This is a genomic window from Calidifontibacillus erzurumensis (assembly GCF_013303125.1).
GTDB lineage: Bacteria > Bacillota > Bacilli > Bacillales > Bacillaceae_J > Calidifontibacillus > Calidifontibacillus erzurumensis.
This window is the reverse complement of the sequence record NZ_JABTTE010000010.1, coordinates 52,109-74,784: the sequence shown is the minus strand read 5'-3', so window position 1 is coordinate 74,784 and position 22,676 is coordinate 52,109. Positions and strand designations below refer to the sequence as shown.

General features: G+C 34.8%; 20 protein-coding genes and 3 pseudogenes. 9 read left to right on the top strand and 14 right to left on the bottom strand.

The window, feature by feature from the left end; genetic code table 11:
* The first annotated feature begins 588 nt into the window (after positions 1-588).
* Together HR057_RS09050 and HR057_RS17370 are read left to right on the top strand one after the other, a co-directional pair.
* Positions 589-1,869, top strand: coding sequence for an MFS transporter (locus HR057_RS09050; protein ID WP_230474406.1), 1,281 nt, complete (start codon positions 589-591; stop codon positions 1,867-1,869).
* Between the two features lie 47 nt (positions 1,870-1,916).
* A complete protein-coding gene (locus HR057_RS17370; protein ID WP_407926122.1) occupies positions 1,917-2,018 on the top strand; it encodes an IS3 family transposase in 102 nt (33 codons plus the stop codon).
* An 80-nt stretch (positions 2,019-2,098) separates the two neighbouring features.
* Here the strand turns inward: HR057_RS17370 and ssuE are convergent, their stop codons facing one another.
* The 7 genes from ssuE to HR057_RS09015 form a co-directional block, all read right to left on the bottom strand.
* A complete protein-coding gene (gene ssuE / locus HR057_RS09045) occupies positions 2,099-2,608 on the bottom strand; it encodes an NADPH-dependent FMN reductase (protein ID WP_173731103.1) in 510 nt (169 codons plus the stop codon).
* A 4-nt stretch (positions 2,609-2,612) separates the two neighbouring features.
* Positions 2,613-3,803: an MFS transporter gene (locus HR057_RS09040; RefSeq protein WP_173731102.1), complete on the bottom strand. Its 1,191-nt coding sequence runs from the start codon at positions 3,801-3,803 to the stop codon at positions 2,613-2,615.
* Between the two features lie 64 nt (positions 3,804-3,867).
* On the bottom strand, positions 3,868-5,208 hold the full coding sequence (locus HR057_RS09035) for an LLM class flavin-dependent oxidoreductase (RefSeq protein WP_173731101.1): 1,341 nt from the start codon (positions 5,206-5,208) through the stop codon (positions 3,868-3,870).
* 16 nt (positions 5,209-5,224) lie between these two features.
* The gene (locus HR057_RS09030; protein ID WP_173731100.1) at positions 5,225-6,577 is read right to left on the bottom strand and encodes an LLM class flavin-dependent oxidoreductase; all 1,353 of its coding nucleotides are present in this window, start codon (positions 6,575-6,577) and stop codon (positions 5,225-5,227) included.
* A gap of 42 nt (positions 6,578-6,619) precedes the next feature.
* Complete coding sequence (locus tag HR057_RS09025; RefSeq protein WP_173731099.1) at positions 6,620-7,639, bottom strand: ABC transporter substrate-binding protein; 1,020 nt, start codon at positions 7,637-7,639, stop codon at positions 6,620-6,622.
* 81 nt (positions 7,640-7,720) lie between these two features.
* Positions 7,721-8,545: an ABC transporter permease gene (locus tag HR057_RS09020; protein ID WP_173731098.1), complete on the bottom strand. Its 825-nt coding sequence runs from the start codon at positions 8,543-8,545 to the stop codon at positions 7,721-7,723.
* Positions 8,546-8,561: 16 nt separating this feature from the next.
* Entirely contained in the window at positions 8,562-9,362 is an 801-nt protein-coding gene (locus tag HR057_RS09015) for an ABC transporter ATP-binding protein (protein WP_173731097.1), read from the bottom strand.
* 1,302 nt (positions 9,363-10,664) lie between these two features.
* Between HR057_RS09015 and HR057_RS09010 the strand changes: the two genes are divergently transcribed.
* Complete coding sequence (locus HR057_RS09010) at positions 10,665-11,606, top strand: hypothetical protein (RefSeq protein ID WP_173731096.1); 942 nt, start codon at positions 10,665-10,667, stop codon at positions 11,604-11,606.
* 486 nt (positions 11,607-12,092) lie between these two features.
* Here the strand turns inward: HR057_RS09010 and HR057_RS09005 are convergent, their stop codons facing one another.
* Positions 12,093-12,299, bottom strand: coding sequence for a nucleoside triphosphate pyrophosphohydrolase family protein (locus HR057_RS09005; RefSeq protein ID WP_196237904.1), 207 nt, complete (start codon positions 12,297-12,299; stop codon positions 12,093-12,095).
* 287 nt (positions 12,300-12,586) lie between these two features.
* On the opposite strand from HR057_RS09005, the pseudogene HR057_RS17365 reads away from it, so the two are divergent.
* Both HR057_RS17365 and HR057_RS17450 read left to right on the top strand, forming a co-directional pair.
* A pseudogene (locus HR057_RS17365) lies at positions 12,587-12,751 on the top strand (protein kinase family protein); the annotation flags it as partial.
* Between the two features lie 223 nt (positions 12,752-12,974).
* Positions 12,975-13,656: pseudogene (locus HR057_RS17450) on the top strand (IS4 family transposase); the annotation flags it as partial.
* A 153-nt stretch (positions 13,657-13,809) separates the two neighbouring features.
* On the opposite strand, the gene HR057_RS08995 reads toward HR057_RS17450, so the two are convergent.
* From HR057_RS08995 to HR057_RS08980, 4 genes and pseudogenes are all read right to left on the bottom strand, one after another.
* Entirely contained in the window at positions 13,810-15,309 is a 1,500-nt protein-coding gene (locus HR057_RS08995) for an ATP-dependent helicase (protein ID WP_173731094.1), read from the bottom strand.
* Positions 15,299-17,035, bottom strand: coding sequence for an ATP-dependent nuclease (locus HR057_RS08990; protein ID WP_173731093.1), 1,737 nt, complete (start codon positions 17,033-17,035; stop codon positions 15,299-15,301). Before HR057_RS08990 ends, HR057_RS08995 begins: the two co-directional genes overlap by 11 nt.
* Positions 17,036-17,169: 134 nt before the next feature.
* Entirely contained in the window at positions 17,170-17,787 is a 618-nt protein-coding gene (locus HR057_RS08985) for a type I restriction enzyme endonuclease domain-containing protein (RefSeq protein ID WP_230474405.1), read from the bottom strand.
* Positions 17,788-17,791: 4 nt separating this feature from the next.
* A pseudogene (locus HR057_RS08980) lies at positions 17,792-18,085 on the bottom strand (type I restriction-modification system subunit M N-terminal domain-containing protein); the annotation flags it as partial.
* 264 nt (positions 18,086-18,349) lie between these two features.
* Here HR057_RS08980 and HR057_RS08975 point away from each other — a divergent pair.
* From HR057_RS08975 to istB, 4 genes are all read left to right on the top strand, one after another.
* On the top strand, positions 18,350-18,649 hold the full coding sequence (locus HR057_RS08975) for a hypothetical protein (RefSeq protein ID WP_173731091.1): 300 nt from the start codon (positions 18,350-18,352) through the stop codon (positions 18,647-18,649).
* 745 nt (positions 18,650-19,394) lie between these two features.
* Complete coding sequence (gene istA, locus HR057_RS17025) at positions 19,395-20,204, top strand: IS21 family transposase (protein WP_329955859.1); 810 nt, start codon at positions 19,395-19,397, stop codon at positions 20,202-20,204.
* A gap of 154 nt (positions 20,205-20,358) precedes the next feature.
* Positions 20,359-20,700, top strand: coding sequence for a hypothetical protein (locus HR057_RS17020; protein ID WP_230474404.1), 342 nt, complete (start codon positions 20,359-20,361; stop codon positions 20,698-20,700).
* The gene (istB, locus tag HR057_RS08965) at positions 20,697-21,470 is read left to right on the top strand and encodes an IS21-like element helper ATPase IstB (protein WP_173731090.1); all 774 of its coding nucleotides are present in this window, start codon (positions 20,697-20,699) and stop codon (positions 21,468-21,470) included. Before HR057_RS17020 ends, istB begins: the two co-directional genes overlap by 4 nt.
* Positions 21,471-21,760: 290 nt before the next feature.
* Here istB and HR057_RS08960 read toward each other — a convergent pair whose 3' ends face one another.
* Both HR057_RS08960 and HR057_RS08955 read right to left on the bottom strand, forming a co-directional pair.
* Positions 21,761-22,333 carry a copper amine oxidase N-terminal domain-containing protein gene (locus tag HR057_RS08960; RefSeq protein ID WP_173731089.1) on the bottom strand — a complete coding sequence of 191 codons (573 nt, stop codon included), beginning with the start codon at positions 22,331-22,333 and terminating at the stop codon, positions 21,761-21,763.
* Positions 22,334-22,477: 144 nt separating this feature from the next.
* Positions 22,478-22,639 carry a hypothetical protein gene (locus tag HR057_RS08955; protein WP_173731088.1) on the bottom strand — a complete coding sequence of 54 codons (162 nt, stop codon included), beginning with the start codon at positions 22,637-22,639 and terminating at the stop codon, positions 22,478-22,480.
* Positions 22,640-22,676: the final 37 nt, after the last annotated feature.

Genomic DNA, 22,676 nt, shown 5'->3' with positions numbered 1-22,676 from the left:
GGAATGAGTTTACCTATATAGTAAAAGGTAATTGTATATTATTAAGTACGACAAATCCTCAAATGTCAAAAGGTATGTTAGAGCCAGCGTTAAAACATTTTCCATTGGAAAATACAGTCCCACTACAATACTTACAAGCTCCTTCGTATTTTTGCCATTTTAATGGATGAAAGAATCAGAAAAAACGATTGGTAATACATCCGTGTAGAGGAACGTTGTATATAAAGAAAACCAGCTAATAACTAACTTGAAGAAATTCAATCATACCATTAATTATGCAAGGGAGTTCTTATAGGAACTCTTTTTTGTGATAAGTAGAAGGCATGGTCATCATTTAAAGCGCATTAAACATATGATGTTCGGTTGCACTAAGCTTGATTATCTTGATAAGCATGGACTGAGATACCTGAAAATTCAATGATTCTTCAAGACTTACGGACATCTGTCTACTCCAAACGTCTGAAAGAACCATTTTTAAATAGACTAATCAATCGTCCTTAAGTTTCCTGATCGATACATATGTATTGACATCGGTATGATTTCATCTCATAATACCCGTATTAGTATATGTAAAAAGCGGGTGAAATGATGTTAAAACTACAAACAACTGATATTAATAAAATAGCCGCTTCTAAAGATCTTCAGAAAAATTTATATAAAAGGACTTTAATCGTTGTGCTTTTATCACAAACTTTAGGAGGAGCTGGTTTAGCGGCAGGAATTTCTGTGGGGGCTTTGCTTGCCAAAGATATACTAGGAACTGATAGTTTGACAGGACTACCAACAGCACTCTTTACTCTTGGTTCTGCTTTATCCGCCTATATTGTTGGGCAAATAGCTCAAACTCACGGGCGAAGATTAAGTCTTTCCTTCGGCTTTCTCACTGGGGGACTCGGAGCATTGGGCGTCGTCTTAGCAGCATATTTTCATAGCATTATTTTTTTATTCGTTTCTTTGTTTATTTATGGTGCTGGTACATCTACGAATTTACAAGCCCGCTATGCTGGAACAGATTTGGCAAAGCCATACGAACGAGCAAAAGCAGCGAGCATCGCTATGGTTGCAACAACCTTTGGTGCCGTAGTTGGTCCTAATTTAATTACACCGATGGGCAAACTTGCTGAAGCCATTTATATTCCAGCACTTGCTGGACCATTTTTATTAGCAGCCGTTGCCTATTGTTCTGCAGGTCTCATGTTCTTTTTCTTTCTAAAACCAGATCCATTACAGGTTGCAAGAGTAATAGAAGAAACCAACATAGGACAACAAGTAACGCCGCCTGACCTATCAACAGAAAAACAAGTGCAGCGGATTGGCATCATTACAGGTGCAAGCATTCTTATTCTGTCACAAATCATTATGGTTGCAATTATGACAATGACACCGATTCACATGGAGCATCATAACCGCAGTTTAACAGCTGTAGGAGTGGTCATCAGCCTTCATATTGCAGCGATGTATTTACCTTCTTTATTGACAGGTGCATTAGTGGATAAAATCGGTCGTATTAAAATGGCCATCGCATCTGCAGTTACCATTGCCATATCAGGAATTATGGCAGCTTATGTTCCTGGGGAATCAGTATTCTTGCTGTCAATTGCATTAATGCTATTAGGACTTGGTTGGAATTTTGGACTAATAACAGGAACAGCTATCATTGTTGATTCAACTACAATTCACAACCGCCCTAAAATCCAAGGCTCCATTGATGTCGGTGTTGCCTTAGGAGGAGCAACCGGAGGTTTGCTTTCAAGTGTTATATTTGCCCACTATAGTTATACCGCCTTAAGTTTGATTGGAGCTTATTTATCATTATTGATCGTCTTAATCATCATGTGGGTCAAAATAAAAAAACGTGTTCCCATTTAAATAGTTAAAGCCAATTCATTTTTGTATAAGTCTAAAATAAGAAAAATATCAAATATGATGGATGTGTACATCTTTTTTATAATAATGATAGATATCAAAAAATACTAAACGGCCATAGTCCTGTGAAATATAGGGCTATAGCCGTTTAGTCATTTTTTTCACTATCTATTTAAACAGGGGGAATTTTGGAATAGTATCCTCTAGCGATCTAGTTAGCAGTAAATATAAATTAAACTGCAACCTTGCTTACGTTTAATTGCTGATGAATTCTTTCTAAAATTTCATCTTCTATCACAACACCTTGCTCTGTTCTTTCAATTTGTTTATCGATAATAAATATACCTTGCGAAATACTTGTTGCCCCTATTGCAGTAAATACTGGTTTCAATGCAAAATCAATGACTAATAAATGTCTTGGTGTACCTCCAACAGCAATAGGGATAATATGTTTATTTTCAAATCCTTTTTGTGGTAATAGATCTAAATATGTTTTTAAGATCCCAGAATAGGCTGCTTTATAGACCGGTGTTAATACAACGACTACATCTGCCTGTTCAACTAAAGCATTGGCCTCTTTAATCGCATCACTATTATAATTTGCTGTAATTAAATCATGAGCCGGTAGTTTAAACACATCAATGGTTGTTACATCTTTGAAATTTTCTTTAATGTATTCCTGAACCCCAGTTACACGGGATGTACTTGCATTTGCTCCATTAATAATCACTATTTTTGACATTTTTTCAACCTCCAATGAAAGCTTGTTTTTCTTTATTTCCATAAATCATGTAATAAATAGGTATACAAATGAAACCGATACAGGATGCTATCATATATAACGAACGGAAGCCGATCCCTTCAATAATATGTCCTAAAATATACGGTCCTAAGCCGAAACCTAAATCAAGGAACATAAAGTATGTTGCTGTCGCCAGACCTAAACGATTAGGATCTGCATTTTTGACGGCAATTAATTGAGCGGCGGAATTAAAATTACCAAAGCCTAATCCCATACAAGCAGCCGCTATCAGAACCATCCAATTGGCTGTCGATTGGCTATAAACAAACATGCCGGTGGCAAACAATAACATGCATGGATACACGACGACATTTACTCCACGGGCGTCCATCACTTTTCCTGTAAACGGTCTTGAACAAATGACACATATGGAATGAATAAAAAAGAAATAGCTAGCTGCATCAATGAGTCCCGTTTCTTTTCCATATAACATTAAGTAGGATGTCACGCTGGAAAAACAAAAACCAAATGCAAACATGAACAATGAAATTGGAATCGCCTGTTTATCGATATAGCTTGATAGATTCCAAATATTCGACTGTTCATTTGATGCCGCTTTCTCTACATGAGGTATCTGTAACCCTACTAGCTTAATAATGACAATACAAACGAAGACCATCACAACATTTAAGGCAAACATCCATTCAAATCCATGATTGAAATGGGTTAATAACATACCAATAAATGGACCAATCGCTGAACTGAGAACATGGCTTAAACTATAGTAGCTAATACCTTCCCCTTTTCTTGTAGCAGGTATAATTTGGACACAAATCGTACTAGTCGTTGTACTAACAAGTCCGACTGTAAAGCCGTGCAAAATACGAATCAGTAACAACGTTGCGACACTATGCGTTAGAAAGTATCCCATCGATATAAACACGACTCCGACAAGGCCAATTAGAAGCACTTGGACTAGGCCAAATCGATCCATTAATTTTCCTATTACTAGTCTACCTACTAAACAACCGAGAACAAAAATACTAACGACTAAACCAGCCGTGCTGACGGTTGCACCATATGTTGTGACGGCATAGTCAGACATTGTCACCATTAATAAAAAATACATCATCGTTAATAGGAAATTGACGAAGGAAATTGTGATAAATTCCTTCGTCCAAAGCTTTTGTTCCAAAGTCATACACTCCTTTTCTAATAAAACCTATACATTTAATAGGTTTTATTAGAAAAAATCACCTTTATTGGGCAACTTTTTGCTGAATAAACGGATTGACCGGACGTTTCAACCCTAGATTTTCGCGTAATGTTGTACCTTTATACTCTGTTTTAAAAATTCCACGACGCTGCAATTCCGGAATGACAAGTTCCACAATATCAATGAGCCCTTGAGGGAATGTTGGTGCCATGATATTAAAGCCGTCGGCTGCTTCATTTTCAAACCACTCTTGCAGTTGATCCGCCACTTGTGTTGGTGTTCCAACAATTTCCCGATGGCCGCGTGCCCCTGCAATGTTGTTATATAATTCTCGCAACGTTTTTAACCCTTTTCTTTCAACAATTCCTTTTATGATATTTGCTCGAATATTCGGATTCGTACGATCATGTTGTTGACCTTGGAAATCCGGAATTGGACCGTCAAAATCATAATTTGATAAATCAGTACCAGTAAAGTTTGATAAATACGCCAAGCCTACATCAGGCGTAATATAGTTGTTTAGCTGTTCATGTTTTGCTTTCGCTTCTTCTTCCGTTTTCGCAACGACAATGAAAGCACCAGGCATAATCTTTAAATCTTCTGGATCGCGTCCGTATTTGGACATGCGACCTTTTAAATCTCTATAAAACTTTTGTGCATCCTCTAATGTTTGCCATGCTGTGAAGACAACTTCAGCTGTTTTCGCAGCCAATTCTTTTCCTGCTTCTGAAGAACCTGCCTGCACAATAACTGGATGTCCTTGTGGTGTCGACGGTGCATCTAAAGTGCCTTTTACTTTAAAGAACTTTCCTTCATGTTGAACTACATTCACTTTATTTAAGTCGTAATAACGACCGCTTTCTTTATCGATAACAAGCGCCTCTCGATCAATGGAGAACCATAATTTTTTCACAACGTCCACAAACTCATCGGCGCGCTCATAACGCTCAGCATGTGCATAGTGCTCATCCCGTCCAAAAAGGAGCGCCTCCCTTTCATTGGCTGATGTAACCACATTCCACGCTGCACGGCCGTTTGATAGATGATCAATCGCAGCAAATTTACGTGCTACATGGAATGGGTCGTTATAGGACGTTGTTAATGTAGCCGTTAAACCGATATGTTTTGTTACCGCTGCTAATGCGGAAATAATTATTACTGGATCTAGCTTTAAACCTGAATGCGAATTCTCTAAAATCGGTTGCCCAAAGACATCCGCAAAGAATAAATTATCGAATTTGCCTCGTTCTGCAATTTTCGCAATTTCTGTTAAATAGGATAAGTCTGTAATTTTGCGTACCTCTGCTTCCGGATGTCTCCAACTTGCCACGTGATGACCAGGTAAATTGATAAATGCTCCTAATGCTAATTGTCTTTTTGTCATATCCAATCACTCCTCATTATGAAATTTTTTGTTCTACTATTTTTTTAGAAAATTGATTGGCTGGTCTTTTTAAACCTAAATGCTCACGCAAAGTTGAGCCATCGTATTCTGTTCTAAAGATTCCTCTTCTTTGCAATTCAGGAATTACTAATTCTACAAAATCCTTTAAGCCGTCTGGGAATGTTGGCGGCATAATATTGAAGCCATCTGCCGCTCCTTGTTCAAACCATTCTTGTAATTGATCAGCAATTTGTTCTGGTGTCCCAATAATTTCACGATGCCCCCGTGCACCTGCGATCCGTTGATACAACTGACGAATGGTTAACTGCTCGCGATCTGCTAAATCTTTCACCAATTGGAAGCGGCTCTTAATACCATTAATTTCAGATATATCCGGTAATTCTGGTAATGGTCCATCCACTGGATAAGTGCTTAAGTCAACTCCTAATTGCTGAGAAAGGCGGGAAACACCTAACGATTCAGGAATTAAATCTAATAACTTTTGACGTTTTTCCTCTGCTTCTTCGATTGTTTTTCCAACAATCGGGTATACACCAGGCATAATTTTTAACTCTTCTGGATGACGTCCGTATTTTGCCATACGGCTTTTCACATCACGATAGAACCTTTTAGCTTCATCTAATGTTTGCCATGCTGTAAAAATGACCTCGGCAGTACGTGCAGCTAATTCCTTTCCTGCTTCGGAAGACCCTGCCTGTACAATGACCGGATGACCTTGTACGGGGCGGGCAATATTCAATGGTCCAGTTACATAAAACCATTTGCCGTCATGATTAATTGGGTGAACTTTCGTTTGATCTAAATACTGGGCATTTTCTTTATCGTAAACAATTGCATCATCTTCCCAGCTATCCCATAACTTTTTCGCAACATCAACAAACTCTTTAGCTCGTTCATAACGAGCGGCATGTAATGGTTCTTCTTTAAAACCAAAGTTATTGGCTGCTTCTAATCCATGGCTTGTGACAACATTCCATGCCGCACGCCCGCCACTGATATGATCCAGCGAAGCGAATTTGCGAGCTACGTTAAACGGCTCATTATATGTTGTTGATACTGTGCCAACTAACCCAATTTTGGAAGTAACAGCTGCAAGAGCTGATAACAATGTAAATGGCTCAAAGTAGGCTGTTGATTGTTGTTCAAAAGCGCTTGTTCGATAACCGGCTGCAACACCATCTGCTAAAAACACCATATCGAACTTGCCACGCTCCGCAAGCAATGCTTGCTGTTTTGCAAATTCAAAGTTCAATACGTAATCAGCCTTAACAGTTGGATAGCGCCATGCTGCCACATGATGACCTGGAAGCATTAAGAAAGCTCCTAATTTTAATTGTTTTTTTGACATACCTATCACTCCTATTGATTTAGTAGTATTTATTGAAAAAAATTATTTTTTATAAGGATTAAATTCATTTGTATACAAATCTTCTGCTTTCACTTGGCCTTCTTTTAATTCGCCATTTTTCACTAACCAATCAATCCAAACTTGAAATTCTTTCTCCGCAATGGCTCCACCTTCTTCAGCAATTCCAGTGCTTTTCCAATATTTCAAGTTTTCAGTTGTTTCATTTCCTTCACGAGCAGAAACAATTTCTTCAAGTTTTGCAATGACTTCTTCACGAGGCGTCGTTCTTGCCCATTCAATCGCCTTCGCCACACCTTCAACAAATGTTTTTACTGTATCAGGATTTTCCTTAATGTATTTTTCTGTGAAGAAAAACTCTCCAGCTGTAAATTCACCAAATAGATCAATGTCTTTAAAAACAGGACGAATGCCCCCATTTGCTAAAGCTTTATCTTTCGCAATGCCACTTAGCTGTGCGGCATCAATTTGACCTGCTCGTAAAATTTGTTCGGCACTTGCACTTGGTACAACAACTAATTCCACTTGCTTGATTTCATCTTCTGTTAATCCGTTGTCACGCAAAAACTGCTTGATCGCAAACTCGGCATGGGCGCCTAAAATGTTAACACCGATTTTTTTACCGATTAAGTCTCTCGCTGTTTTGATGTCACTATCTTCTAAGACATAAAATCCAACAAAAGTATTTTCATCACTTCCGTAAGCACCTACAACCGATTTGATCTTTACACCTTGTGCATACGATTTAATAATGGCGCCGTTAAAGGCCCAGCCAAAATCTATTTCACCTGTTGCTGTCAGCTGGATGCTTTCTGGTCCACCTACCATATCACTGACTTTTTCCAGCTTAATATCTCCCAAATACCCTAACGCTTCGGCTAATTCAGGATATATGACTTGGCCCGGTGTGCTTTGATATTGCAAGACTTTGTCCTGCCCATTTGCGTTTGCACTTGCTGTATTCTTTGTGTCATTACTGGAGCATGCTGATAAAATGATTACGACCACTGCTAATGTTAGTAAAAATATCGATAGTTTCTTCATTCTTATGTCACCTTTCTATATCTACTTATTGTTTTATATATAACTAAACTTATAAGTTTAGTTGGTATTAAGTTACTATTTTCAATGCTTCCAACGAGAAAAGTATCGCTCTGCACTGGAAAGACCGTAATTGATGATTAAACCTAATAGAGAAATCGTTAAAATCCCTGCATACATTTCCGCAATTAAAAAGTTATATTGCGTATAGGTAATAAAATATCCAAGACCTGCTTTTGCACCAACCATTTCAGCGGCAATTAATACTAAGATGGCTCCAGTTCCTGCCATCCGAATACCTGTAAAAATCGTAGGAACAGACGCAGGTAAAATCACTTTATAAAACAATTTAAACGATGAAAAGTTCATAGAACGTGCTGAATTAATTAACAAAGGATCGACGTTTTTAACAGCAGAAATGGTGTTTAATAATACCGGCCAAGTGCATGCAAATAAAACAATTGCAATTTTGGACACTTCACCAATTCCTAAAATTAATATAAACACCGGCAGTAACGCCAATGCCGCCGTATTGCGGAACAATTCTAAAATCGGTGTCAGTAAATCTCGTGCTAACGGATACCACCCAATCAATAACCCTAATGGAATAGCCACTGCTAAAGCTAGTAAAAAACCAAATAATGAGCGTAAAATACTCGCTTCAAAATGTCTCCACAACTCTCCAGTAACAAGTAAGTTCCACCAAGTACGGACAACTTCTGAAAACGGCGGCAGAAAAGTTTTTTCGACCAATCCTGCTTGTGGTACGAACTCCCACAATGCTACAAACAGGATCAGTACAATCGTCTTTTTAAAAGCTGTTATGAAACTTGAAAACGACTGTGTAAAAGATTTTTGTAGTACAGTTTGTTCACTAAGTTGTGCTTGTTGTTTATTTACCGATATCATCTATAAACCTCCATTCTTAAATATATGCCCCTTGAAATTCTTGCTCATGCAGCAAACTCCAAACCTCATGTCTAACTTTTACAAATTCAGGATTTGATTTAAGATCAGCATCCTCCAGTCGATTTTTAAGTGGAATATCTACAATTTTTTTTACAGTGCCAGGATTCGCCGTCAGTACAACAACTCTCTGTCCTAAATACACAGCTTCATCAATTCCATGGGTAACAAAGATAATGGTTTTTCTAGTTTTCTTCCAAATACGCAATAACTCGGCTTGTAAAGTTTCACGCGTTTGGGCATCCAGTGCAGCAAACGGTTCATCCATGACAAGGACGTCTGGATTAAATGCTAAACTTCGAGCAATGGCAACCCGTTGTTTCATTCCCCCAGATAGTTCATGGGGGTATCTATCAGCAAAATTCTTTAATCCTACTAAATCTAAGTAATATTCTGCTTTTTCTTTCCATTCACTTTTTGGAACGCCCTTTGCTTCTAACCCAAACTCTATATTGCCCCGCGCAGTTTTCCACGGAAACAAAGCATATTGCTGAAAAACAATGCCCCGATCTAGCCCTGGTCCAGTAATTTCCCGACCATCGATTAAAATCCGGCCTTTCGTAGGCTCTGTTAACCCCATTAACAAATCAAGCAACGTTGACTTCCCACAACCACTCGGACCAACTAATGTAATGAATTCACCTTCTTTTACAGAAAAATCAACATCTTGAATAGCTGTGAATTCACGCTGCGATCCTTTTTTCTTTTCATCTCGAACGAAAAACTTTTTCGTTACCCGCTGAAACTCAATTTTATTCATCCTATCCCTCCTATTTCTAACTAAACAAATATGTTTAGTTTTAAATAATTAAAAAAATTATTAATGAATGGTTCCACTGACAATTAAAAAAGGCTCCCTTATCTATTATTTAGATACGGGAGCCTCTAGTTGTTCTAGTGGGCTTCACTGGTAATTTTTTGAAACTGATTATAAAGAAATGCAATGTTAATGTCAACTGTTTTTATAAGAATAATTAATTTAAAAATTTCTATAAATCGTACCTATCATAATTTAAAAGGATCCTTATCCATTCGATCAAGGAGCCTCTAGTCGTTCTAGTAGGCTTAATTGGTAATATTTTGAAATTGATTATAAAGAAGCGTAATTATAATGTCAAGTATTTTTATAGGAATTATTTATTTAAATTTGATTTTTCTTCAAATCGTCCATTAGCTATTAATCAATTAAACAAAACGCTCCCCTACCCAAGTAAAGATAGAGGAGCTTCTAGTGTTTCTAGTCAGCTTATTTATAATATTGTGAAATTCATTATAAAAAGACACAACTTCAATGTCAACTATTTTTATTGGAATTATTTGGTTAATGGATTAATTTTTTGAAAACAAAATGGAATCTCAAGATTATATTCAATTTGCATTTCTAACGAATAGTTCACATTTATGTTTTCCCCTAAAAAATAAAATAGATGTCACAACTTGAGAAACAGTTTTATGAAATTATGGAATAAAATATAGAGCATTTTGACGGTGAAAATCATGTAGGCATAAGAAAGCCCTTACGTTTATTTGGTGAAGATTGTATTCTTTTGATTTAAAAATAAGCATAGGAATTGGCCCCCAACTGAAAATGGTGGATTGCTTTTCACATACTATGTCAAATTACCAATCTAATCCAAATCTATTAATATTCCTGTTCATTTGTCGATACTTAAAGTAAAGAGACATCAGGAAACTATCAATTTAACGATGGTGATCACTTCTTAATCATCATTTTAACAACAGCAAAATCAATCGACTTTCTTCAGTATGTTGAAACAATGCAAGAGGTATGGAACTATTACCTTCTATATGTGTATATTGCAAAATAAAAATACATAGTTTTGCAGTGCAGTTGCTCTGTAGTAACTTTACACGGAGTAGCGGGCATGATAGCCTTTTATGGTGAAGCCAGTCCTTGATAATACTGGCTTCCTGGCTTAGAAATCATGCCCGCAGAGGCTCCGTGTCAAGTTGCAATTCTCTGTATTCGATTCTGCAATACTATGTATTTTTCACCTGCAAAAAACATATATGATTATTTATAGCAGGAGGAGTTACCCCAATGAAGATTGATCTCGGATATATCGGAGCGACGGTCGCCAGAAATAGTACCAAAATGACATCCATACATGAAATTAAAAATCCATTAGCTGGAAAGCAAATAGAGGTCATCAGAAATGGAGAGGCCTACAAAATCACCTTTTCAGATGAAATCAAACAGGTTCAAGGTTTGATGGAAATGACGGTAGAAGAGTTTTTTTCAAAAGATATTAACGTACAAAACGCAGACCCTTCCGATATTTTTTCTTATCGACCACAGGATCAATGGCTCGTTTTCAGTCAATATTTACATGAGTCCAAATATTATGATTCGCTAACCGATGAAGAATTGAATAAAGTGGAATCTATCTTACAACACATTACAGATGGAATAGATAGTTTAGCAACATATGCAGGGATTAACCTTTTTGGAATAAAGAAACAACAACTTAACTCTTATGAAGCACATCTTGAACTTGCTTCTTCGACAGCTGCACTTCAACATTTTAGTGATATGTTTTTAAGTGGTGATGTAAAAAACGGATTTGATCAATTGATTCAAGAGTATGTTCGTCACAATTCGAAAAAAGTGATGAATTATCAATCTGTAGAGGAAATTTTCTATGCAGCACGTGCCAAACTTAATCCACTGAATGCTACATTAACATACCAACAAACGCGTCATTTATCGATGTCGAATAAACTCGGAAAGACCGTTTATACACACGATGAAATTAAATCGGTGATAAAAAATTATCAAGAAATGTTTAAAGAAATTAAAAATGAAGCTGATTTATTTGCTGTTCTATTAAATGCTAAAGAACAGCTGCTCGAATTTGTAACGAAAGGTATTTCACCAATGGACCCGGATTACCAATTAACAAAAGATTTTGTTACAGAACGATCCAATGATACATTCAAGCGAATAGAGAATTATTGGCATATCTTATTGAAGGAAAAATAAAATATAAGACTAAATTTTGTATTTTAGTAACATCTGCATTTTTTGGGGGTGTCCAAAAAGTTGTATTTTCAACGCTGGTTATCTCTATTCCATCTTTTACCGCTTGGCTGCAGGCCAGTATTTTTATCATAGCAGTTTGCAACTTTTGACTTTTCGGTCGACCCCTTTATTGGTGCTATTTCAAATATAGAAAGAGCTCTTGGATCATCCTCTTGGCATTAAAAAGGAATGGATAACCTTTTTAAATGGCCTCTTGTCTGATATATCTTAACATTTGTGACGCGTGGAGCTAATTTTTTTAACATCTAAATCAGAAAAATAATGACTTTTTAATGTCTTTTTCACCCAAACTTATTTTGGTAATCATTCAAAAAAGTAATAACCTTTTTCATTACCAAATTGCTAAAAAAATTAGCACATGTATTCAACGGCAACTTACCACTGACATATGTGCTAAATAGTTTTTACATTATTCCCCAAAAAAAATTATTCAATAACCTTTTCAAGGATTATCCGTTCATAAAATCCGCCACGTTCCTTCAGTTTTTCAGTCTTAATTGCTAATACCTTTTCCATATCTAAATTAAAAGCATATGCTATGCCGTCTATGACTTCTAACATATCTGCAAACTCTTCTTCATTAGGAGTTGCTTTAAACTCATCTAATTCTTCCATTAACTTTTGGAATAACAACGGCTTAACTTCTTCTGCAGTAGCAATGTGAGTAATAGGTTCTTTGTTATCTTGCTTTATGATTTGTGGTATTTTAAACTAATTACACACGGTTCTTATGCAACTGTTTATAAATATACTGATCCGCACTATAATTGTAAATTTGCTATTAAAAGGGCAAAAAAGTATTTAATTACGTCCCGATGAAATTGAAAGATTCAAAAATGAGTACCCCATATATTAAGAAAACTTGATTCTCCATTTATTATTCGTGCTTATCACTATAATGAAAAAAAAATGAAGATACAATGGAGTATGCTGATGCAACCTTATACCAGTTTAATAAATCTAATAATAATACATTACTTTTAGATGAACGGCGTGCACTCGTAGTACAATTATTGAATGCTTTCGAATATATTCACGCAATAGGCCTATTGCTTAGAGACATTAGTTATCACAATATTCTGATTAATTATTATGAGGATGGTTCAAATTTGTTAAAGATATCAGACTTTGGTTTAGTTAAACTGCCGGATAGTGTTTTAATAAGGCAAGGTACAGAAATCAGCTATAAACGATTATAATGATTTAATGAATATTGGATTTGAAAATTATGAAATCAGGCATGAAACCTATGCACTTACTAAAGTAATCTATTTCATTCTTACAGGAAAACAATCAAACTATGCTTAGTTTACATTGCCACCGTTGGTCAAAGCTATTGTAGATCAAGGTTTAGACGTGATTGGCATGGTCAAAGAAACAAAACAACGGTATCACGTGAACGGTCAGTTCGCTTCTTTAAAAAACAACTTTATCGTTTAGCTGATCCCATACAAACAAAGAAAGGAATTCTTCGTTCCATTCGCACCACTATGGCGAATGGAACAGCAATTAAAGTTGTCTTCGTCCAAAACAGAAATTAGAAAAGTGAATGGCTTGCCATCCTGAGTACCGATTGCACACTTTCAGAACAAGAAATTGTTCGTATTTATGGAATGCGCTGGGATATTGGGGTGTTCTTTAAGACTACGAAATCTCATTAAAACTTCAAAAGGAATTCCAAAGCCGATCATATGATGGCTTAATTGGTCATACTACTATTGTGTTTGTGCGATATATCGTTTTATCTTGGCAAAACACTGCAACACAGACCAACGTACCATCGGCGGGACTATTTTACGAATTGTGCGATGAAGTGAATGAGCTTGATTGGGCTGTCGCATTACTGCAATTAATCGAGTTTCTTCAAGATGCCCTTGAGAACACCAATAAAAAAAATCAAAAGTTAATTCAAAGTCAACTTGAACAGTGGATTTCAAGCCTTCCTAGTTATATCAAGGCTAGTTTGCCGATTTCACTCTGCCGTTTCTAAATTATTTTTAGCAATTAAAAATAGTTCTTACGGACACCTTTCTTCACCAAAAAGTCCATAAGAACCATTTTTAATTTACAACAAGCATAAATATTGCTGCGTAATTTAACAGCATACCATACCTATTTTATATAATACATATTACAAAAAAAATCAAGAAATTTCCTCACATTTGGTAATTTTTATAATATTTTCCAAGGATAACTTTAAAGATTTAACAATATTATATAGGTTTTGAATATAGGTAGGGCTATCAAGCATGACAATCAGCATTTCTTTGCCTCTTGTTGTAGCAACATAATGTTCATTTAAATCTTTGCCACTAATTAAATCAAAATGACTTGCAAAAATCATTACCTGATCGAATTCTAATCCTTTGGAAGAATGAATAGTCATAACTCTGTGTAAAAACTTTTTACCATTATAAGCATTATCAAACTCTTCACTTAAAATTACCTCAGAAAAAGCCTCCAACTCTTTGATGTCTACAGAAAGATCCAAAATACTAAATAAGTTAATAACAATTTCTTCTATTTTTTCCTCGGATATCTTTTCCTCTTTAAGGGGCTTAAGTATTTTATTGAATTCTCGAATCTGTTTATTATCAATCTCTCTAGGAATCTCATTAATAAAGTCATATATTGAGTATAAATTGTCTTTATTGTATTTTGCTAATTCTATAAATATGTATGAATTTTGAGTACCTAGATTATCAAGCGGTGTTTTTGGTATATAGACAAAATTATTGCCCATCTTATTTAAAATTTCGCATATTTGTTTAGCTTCATCATTTTTGCGAACTAGAATAGCAATTTCTTTTTTGAGATCAAATAAATCAATTGGCAAACAATTACCCAAAACTCCTATTACATTATTTGGTGTTTCACAAATATTTTTGTATAAGCCTTTTGTTTCTTCAAGAAAAACATTAGAATAATTTTGTATTTCAGGGCTACACCTGAAGTTAACTGTCAATTTGTATTTCCTAAAATCATTGTCACTCTCATATAAATTTTTAAAAAGCTCAGGTTTAGCCCCTCGCCATTCATATATTGACTGTTTGGGATCTCCAACTATAAATAACTTTACTTTTAATACACTTTGAATAAAAATAAATAAATTATGCATATCTTGATCACAATCTTGATATTCATCAATGAATAATCGTTGATACTTCGCTTTAATATATTGCCTTGCAACTTTGGATTTTTTTAATATTTTTAATGCTAACTGAAATTTGAAATTTTTTTGGTTATTGAAGTATGTTCCAAGTTTGTGATGGTTTTTTAAATTATTAATCCCTTCCTCAAAAGTATAAAACTTAGATTTCCTTGTATAAACTACTTCATATTCACTAGGAAAATCAGTACCTAATGCATCTTTTATAAATGGCCTTATTATTTCATTATCTACAAAAGTATCATTTGTCCCTACAAAATGTCCGTTTAAGTCCCCGCCTATTCTTTGTTTAATTTCATTCGCAGCTTTTCTGGTAAAAGTGATTGCAGCTATTTTATAATGACTTCTACTATTTTTTACCTCATACAAGATTTTTTCAACAAGGATATGCGTCTTTCCAGAGCCTGCACCAGCAGAAATAATAATGTTTCCATCGTCTGAAATGATTTTTTGACGAAGCTCTTTATCTAACAACTTGATACAGCTCCTTTAGGCACCTAAAATTTTCATGACTAATTATATCTTCACAGTCTTCTTTTGTTAAACCTTCAATAAGTTCAACCATATTAAATAATTTTTTATTTTGTAAATAAGTTACCGGATCTTTAGTTTCTAAAATCTCTTCCATTTGACTACCCACCGCATCATACAAATCATTTTCTAAGTCCACTTCTGATAAATATATATGGTGCCTCTTTAATTCTAATATTAAATCCTTATATTTACGAAATAATTCACGTTTTTTATCATTAATTATTTCAATTTTTTTCCTTTTTTTAATTCCATTAGGTAGGACAATTTCAATATCCTCAACTTCTTCTTTACCAAGGATTTTAAGGCACCTATTCAATCCAAAAGCCTCAAAAATAGATACCTTCCCTTTTCTCGCTCTTAAATCATTATCAGTCTTTACTATAGTCTTTATTTCGAGGTTGTTTAGGGTTTCAATATAATGTTTAAATGATGTACCACCAACTTCCAGAATATATCCCCCATTTAATTCATAATTTGGGGAAATCTCTGATAAAATTTTTTCAAATAGAATCTTTTCTGAAGGCCCTTCAACTAATAAGACTTTTTCCGCAAATAATGCATTAGATAATTCTCTATTTAACTTTTTCTTTATACTCTTAAAAGAAGAATCAATATAATAAAGATAAGATGAACACTCAACTTTATCTCTTGAGTATATCCTTATAAGTCTTGTATCATCCATATAATATAGGATCTCTGCTGAATGTGTTGTGATGAAAAAGTATTTATAAATACTTGCATTTTCAAATAGTTGTTTTGAAAATGCAATTTGAAGAGAACGGTGTAAACTATTTTCAGGTTCTTCGATTAAATAGATTAAAATTTTATCATTATGTTGTAACTTATTTACATGATTTATTATTGAGTATGATAAAAGCTTTCTTCTACCATCACCACTGGTAGGGTAATAATTGTCATCATTTTCTTTTTTTATGTAAGGAATAATATCTGAGAAAAAACCCTTTATAGCCATTTCCGATTTCATTTCAATTGTAATTTTTTCATCTTTTAAATTTCTGTATTCATTAGTAATGGCTGTTTCGAAATTATTGATTACACTAAGCTGTCCAATTTTTTCATTTACTTGATTAGTTAATCCCTTTATTTCTCTTATTAATTCGGAATCATTTTCCTCACTTTCACTTTCATTAAAGATAATCGATTTATTCTTTGAAAAAATTTGTTCTAAATTAATTAAAGGATTAATATAGACAACTTTAAAAACATTATCTAAAGAACTTGAAACTCCCTTCATTGGAACTTCATGAAGATTTGTTAGATCATCTCCCCATTTTAATATTGGGTTTCCATACATCTCTTTATCATCAAATTTTCCTTCAAGTTTAATATGGAAAACATCTCCACTTTCTGATGTCCTAGCACCCTTAATTTGTGAGACTAATTTCTTAGTATCCTCACTTTCATCGAAATCAGATAAATCTACTGTAAGTATTATTTCTATTGTTTTACTGATATCATTTTTGTGGAAATCTGTTTGAGAAAAACCTTGCTTCCTAATTTCTCTGTCAAGTAAAAACCTTAATGCATACATAAAATTGGTTTTTCCAACATCATTCATTCCAAATATTATATTTTTGTTATCTAATTCAATACAAACATCCTCAAAGTTCCTGAAATTTTTTAACTGTAATTTAACAAATTTCACTATTTCTCCCCCCTCATACTTTACCTTGCCAATAGTAATATTATATTTATTTAATTGATTCTATTAATCTAGAAAATAATCTAACAATAAATCATAAAGAAAAGGTAGTACATTAACGTAGCACTACCCAAACCTTACATTCCAGCAGCTTGAAGTTTTGCTTGCTCTAATACATCTTCAACAGCTTTTGGCACTTTGATTGGAGGATATCCATGTTTCTTCAGAACCTTTTTAATATATAATCGCATTCTTGCTTGGGCTTGTTCTTTTTTGTCCCAATCATGGGTACGGTGCATTCTCACGGTTTCGACTAGATCTTTTGCAATGGCAACTAACTTTTTATCTTCCATGAGTTTTCTAATATCTGGATCAGCACCGAGTACATCAAAAAATGCTTTTTCTTCATACGTTAATCCGAGGTGTTTTCCTTGTTCAATTGCTTCTTCCAAGTCATTTTTGAATTTGATTAATTCCTCAAATACTTCCAAAACATCCATATGATCGTTTCGATTATGGTAGCGTTCAACGATCGTTTCAAATCGTTCCGAAAAACTTCTACTCACTACTAAATTTGTTTTCATTACATTGGTTAACTTTTCTTTCATAACCCGCATTAAAATATTGACTGCGATATTTTTTTGAGGCATCGCTTGAAGCTTGGCTATGTTTTCTTCATGTAAAAGGTCAAAACTTTCTGATGTAGTTGCTTCCGTTAACACTAATACTTCATCACTTAAGATGGCCTCTTCCAACATTTAATGCTTGGTCAATAATTTGACCAATTTCAGGAAGCTTCGCCCGTTCAGCAATATAACCCCAACGAGCATCTTCTGGAACCCAGAATACACCGTCTGCTGTATAAGCATCTCGATCTTCTGCAAAATCAGGATCAATTTCCATTAACTCATTCCATTTTTCTTGAAACGTATCCGAAACATATTTTAAAAAGATAAGTCCTAAAACAACATGTTTATATTCTGCAGCGTCCATATTGTTACGTAACTTGTCTGCTGCCTGCCATAACTTTTCCTCAAAACCAATTGAAGCCATCTCTCTATCTCCTTAACTCTAATATGTTAGTTTATAGTTCTTTTATACCAATTCTATTATAAAGAATCTGATTATATATTAAAATAAAAGGAAGTGAATTACCAGAATAGCAGTCATTTTTTTAACAATAACCAACCTTAAGCACAGAGCCATTGTCAGAAGAGGTAAAGGAATTTATAATGATAGCAATGAATTATATTTTGAGGACAACAACAAAGAAAAGCAAATAAAGAATACACACCAAAAAAGAAAGGATAAAAAAGCATGAGTGAAAAAATTCTTCAACAAATTTTAGAACAAATAACAAAAATGCAAAATAATATTGAATCAATACAAAATGAAATTAAAGATATTAAAGAGAATATGGCAACTAAGTCTGACATTAAACGGCTTGAAAAATCTTTAGACAAAGCCCATATGGAAAGTTTAGCTTCTGATGAAATAATTCTTAAAACACTTAAAGAAAAGGTTTCTAAAATAGATGATCATGAATATGACATACAAGCATTAAATAAACGCATTTTTAAAGTAGAAAGAGAAATTGAACGCTTAACACACCAATAACTAAAAAATGCAGCACAAAAAATATATTTGGAAACGTATTATCTCACTATAAAACTTTGATATATATCTCGGCAAATAAATAGCTTTTTCTTTATCAATTCATAATAAATATTAAAAAAGGTATTCCCATCCAGAATGTTCCGCAAAGATTGTATTTTCATTAATTGTTAGGTTAAAGATACCATTTTGAATATCCTCTAATCTAAATTAAGTTGTACATCAAAAAAGAAAACTAACTCCTTAGGTGAAACTTCCATAACATTATTTATTTTTGAAAACAATTTTTGGTTAATCTAGTCTTTCCGAAGCTAACCTCTTTAGCTGTGCACTCTAATTAACTTGGACATCATCAATTTCCAACTCTGATTGTTTTAATCTTTTATCCTTATCTTCGAAAAACCAGAGAATAATTTTCATTCTGGGGTGTGGTCGATAGGCCATGAATGTTTTTTGTGTTCTTTTGAACTATTCATATCGATGCCAAACAAAGTAATCAAAGGATACATAAAAACTTTATTTTACAAACAAAAAGTTTACATCTATTAAATATTAACTTCCTTTTAGGTGTCTGATATTTTTAATAAACCTTAATTATATAGTAATACTTTTGTAAACGATAAAATAGATTTAACAGTTTTCCACAAATAAGGTTAAACAAATTTCAACAAATAAGAATCAACAGTTTACCTTTAAGAACGCACTTTCTATATACTTGAAGTAGTCTATGGAAAGTGAGGAACAGGAAGTGGAAAAGTTGACAATCTACAATGAGATTCATAGGCTTCGCAGAGAGGGGTTTTCTAACAGTGCGATTGCTAGAAAATTAAAAATTTCAAGAAATAGGGTGATAGACTACGGGAAAATGACCCCAGATGAATTTCACTTATTTGCGATATCCCTGCAAAGCAGAAGTAAGAAACTTGATCCCTTTCGGGAAAAGATCCTAGAATGGCTCAAGGAACACCCTGATCTGTCAGGAGCCCAAGTCTTTGATTGGCTTCAAGAAAAAGAGAATTTCAGTTCTGTCACAGAAGGAACTGTCAGAAATTATGTGAATGAGCTACGAGAGACCTACCATATTCCAAAAGTGCTATCTGAAAGGGAGTATTCTACAGTGCCTGAACTTCCGATGGGACAGCAGCTTCAAGTAGATTTTGGACAGATAAGGGTTCCCACAACGAAGGGCACACACATGCGGCTTTACTTCATTGGATTTGTGTTAGCCCACTCCAGATACAAATATATAGAGTGGCTGGATCGTCCATTTCGAGCAAAAGACCTGATACAAATGCATGAAAATGCTTTCCGTTTTTTTGGAGGAATGACTATTGAAATCGTCTATGACCAGGAACGGTTATTGGCAGTTAGTGAGAATGCAGGGGATCTTACCATGACAACAGAATTTACGAAGTATCAGCAAGCAAGAAAATTCAAGGTGCATCTCTGTAGGAAATCAGATCCAGAGTCCAAAGGGAAAATCGAACAGGTGGTGAAGTATGTAAAAAATAATTTTGCGAAGAATCGCACATTTGATAACTTAATAGATTGCCCCTAATATTGCGTATGTTGAAAGTGATGAAGAGCATATATACATACGCCTGCAGAAAAATGGACAAGTTTTAGCAAAACATAAAATTTCAAAAGGGAAAGGAGAAGTTATTTCGGACCCTTCTCATCGAAAACGCAGTCAGACAAAACGAGATCTATTAATGAAGCAGATTGAGAGTATGTTAGAGGATAAAGAATTAGTAAAATGGCTGATTGAATTATTGTCAGAACAGTATCCACGGCATTTAATTGATCAACTGAAAGTAGTACAATCTGTCATTTTGAAGTATCCTTTTTTCGTTGAAGAGGCCATACATGAAATGAGACGTCTACGGCTGACAAGTGCGAATGACCTACGAGATATCGCACAATCTTTAGAAATTCAAGGACAAAAGAAAAGAAACACCACAGGTGTCTTGAATGAGAAATATAAGGATCTCATCGCTCCAGAACGGAAAGAGGATATCTATTTCAGTATCCTTCAGGGAGGTGGGAACCAATGAGGCAACCATACGAAAAACTTCAGGAGAAATGCCGCACCTTGCGGCTGGCTGAGACGGCCAAAGAGCTACCTAATCTTCTGAGGGAGGCTGAAGCAAAGGGATGGACCTATTATGAATTTATCCATGAAATCCTCAGATATGAATTAAGTTGTCGGGAGAAAAAGCACAGCGAGAAACTAATGAAGTGGGCGGAATTCCCGGAAGTTCTAACATTCGAGAACTTTCGTTTGGAAGAGCAGACTGCGATTGGAGAAAAACAATTAAATATATTAAAACAACTGGGATGGATTGATGAATGTTTTACCCTAATCATGATGGGACCAACGGGTGTAGGGAAAACCCATTTATCGACGGCCCTAGGTATTCACGCAATTGAACATGGATACCAGGTGTCATTTATCTCCATGGATCGCTTAATCTATGTCTTAAAATCAAGGGAATATATCAGTAAATCGAAAACAAGATATCATCGCATTACTAAGTCTGATCTCATTATCATTGATGATGTCATGTATATGGCATATGAACCGCAGGATGCCCACCTGTTCTTTCAGTTCATTTATGAAATGTACGACAAGGCAGCCTTTATTCTAACATCCAATAAAGGACCAGGGGAATGGGGAAAGTTTCTTGGTGATCCTACGCTAACGACAGCGATATTAGACCGGCTTCTTCACCGTAGTGAAATTTTGACCTTTAGTGAAGAGCAAGATAGCATCAGGATGAAGTACAGAAAAGCGTTATTCAGTAATAAAAAGAAAGATAACTAAAATGTGATGAGTTGAATTTAAAGTTAAAAACAATCCCCTACCTATTCGGGAGAAATAGGTGGGGGAAAATCAAAGTGTTGAATCTTAATTGATGAAAACTGTTGATATTTATTTATCAAAAACTGTTGAATTCTACTTGACGGTTACAACTTTTCCTGTTATAAAGTTTAAGCTTAAATTAGATTATATCTCTTACTATAAAAAACTCCCCTTAAAGATGAAACAATACTGTCTATCTTCAGGGGAGCTTGTATGTTGGGGTCAAGACCATCCCTAGCAAAATTCAGAAATTACTTAACTATGATCGTTCCGTCAGGACCTTTTTCGACTTTTCCCTCATCACTTTCAATGACAATGCTTGCATCAGGGATTTCTAACTCTACAGGATCACCGATTTCAATGATTCTATGATCCGGCTCTTCTTTTTTGATTGGCTCATTATTTGATTTAATTCGGACTTCCCTATTCATTCCGTCCCATTCTACCTTGCAACCTAAAGATTCACCAATAAATCGTAATGGAACGAACGTACGTCCATTTTTAATTTTCGCTGGACTGTCCAAATTGACCGGTTGACCATTTACTTTTGCTTGTTTAGAGCCTGTTTTTAACCAAACTGAATTTCCTGCTTTTGTCGCATAAATTTCTTTAGTTGCATCGTCATAATTAACAGTTGCATTGAGCGATTCGAAAATTCCGCGTAAAGGAACGAGTACCCGGTCATTTTCTATCATAGGCTGTTGATCAAAATATTGTTGCTTCCCATCGATGAAAATTTTTATTGTTGCAGCTTCACCAATATGACCCATTGAAAGCCACATGATGACTGCAAGAATTAGAATATGTATCTTTTTCTTGCTCACAATATCTTCCTCCTTTTTCCATATTCCAGCTTTAATTATTTCGACAAATTCCTTAAAATTCCTTTTCGCGTGGAAAAAGTTTCTATTTTTGTCAATAATATTAAGAATAAAGTCACAATACAGGTACAACGTATTCAATTTGTCTCAAACATTGTCTTCTGGACTATTTTTCGTAATATTCTGTACAATAGTCCATTCTCCAGCACATTTAAATTTACCTAGCACTTTCTCATACATACCTATGCCAATTCGCAAAAAATTTTCATCTCCCCATGTCAAAAAAGAAAAAGCACCATCAACTTTCATCAAGCAATGCATCAACGACATTTTTGAAGTCTTTTCA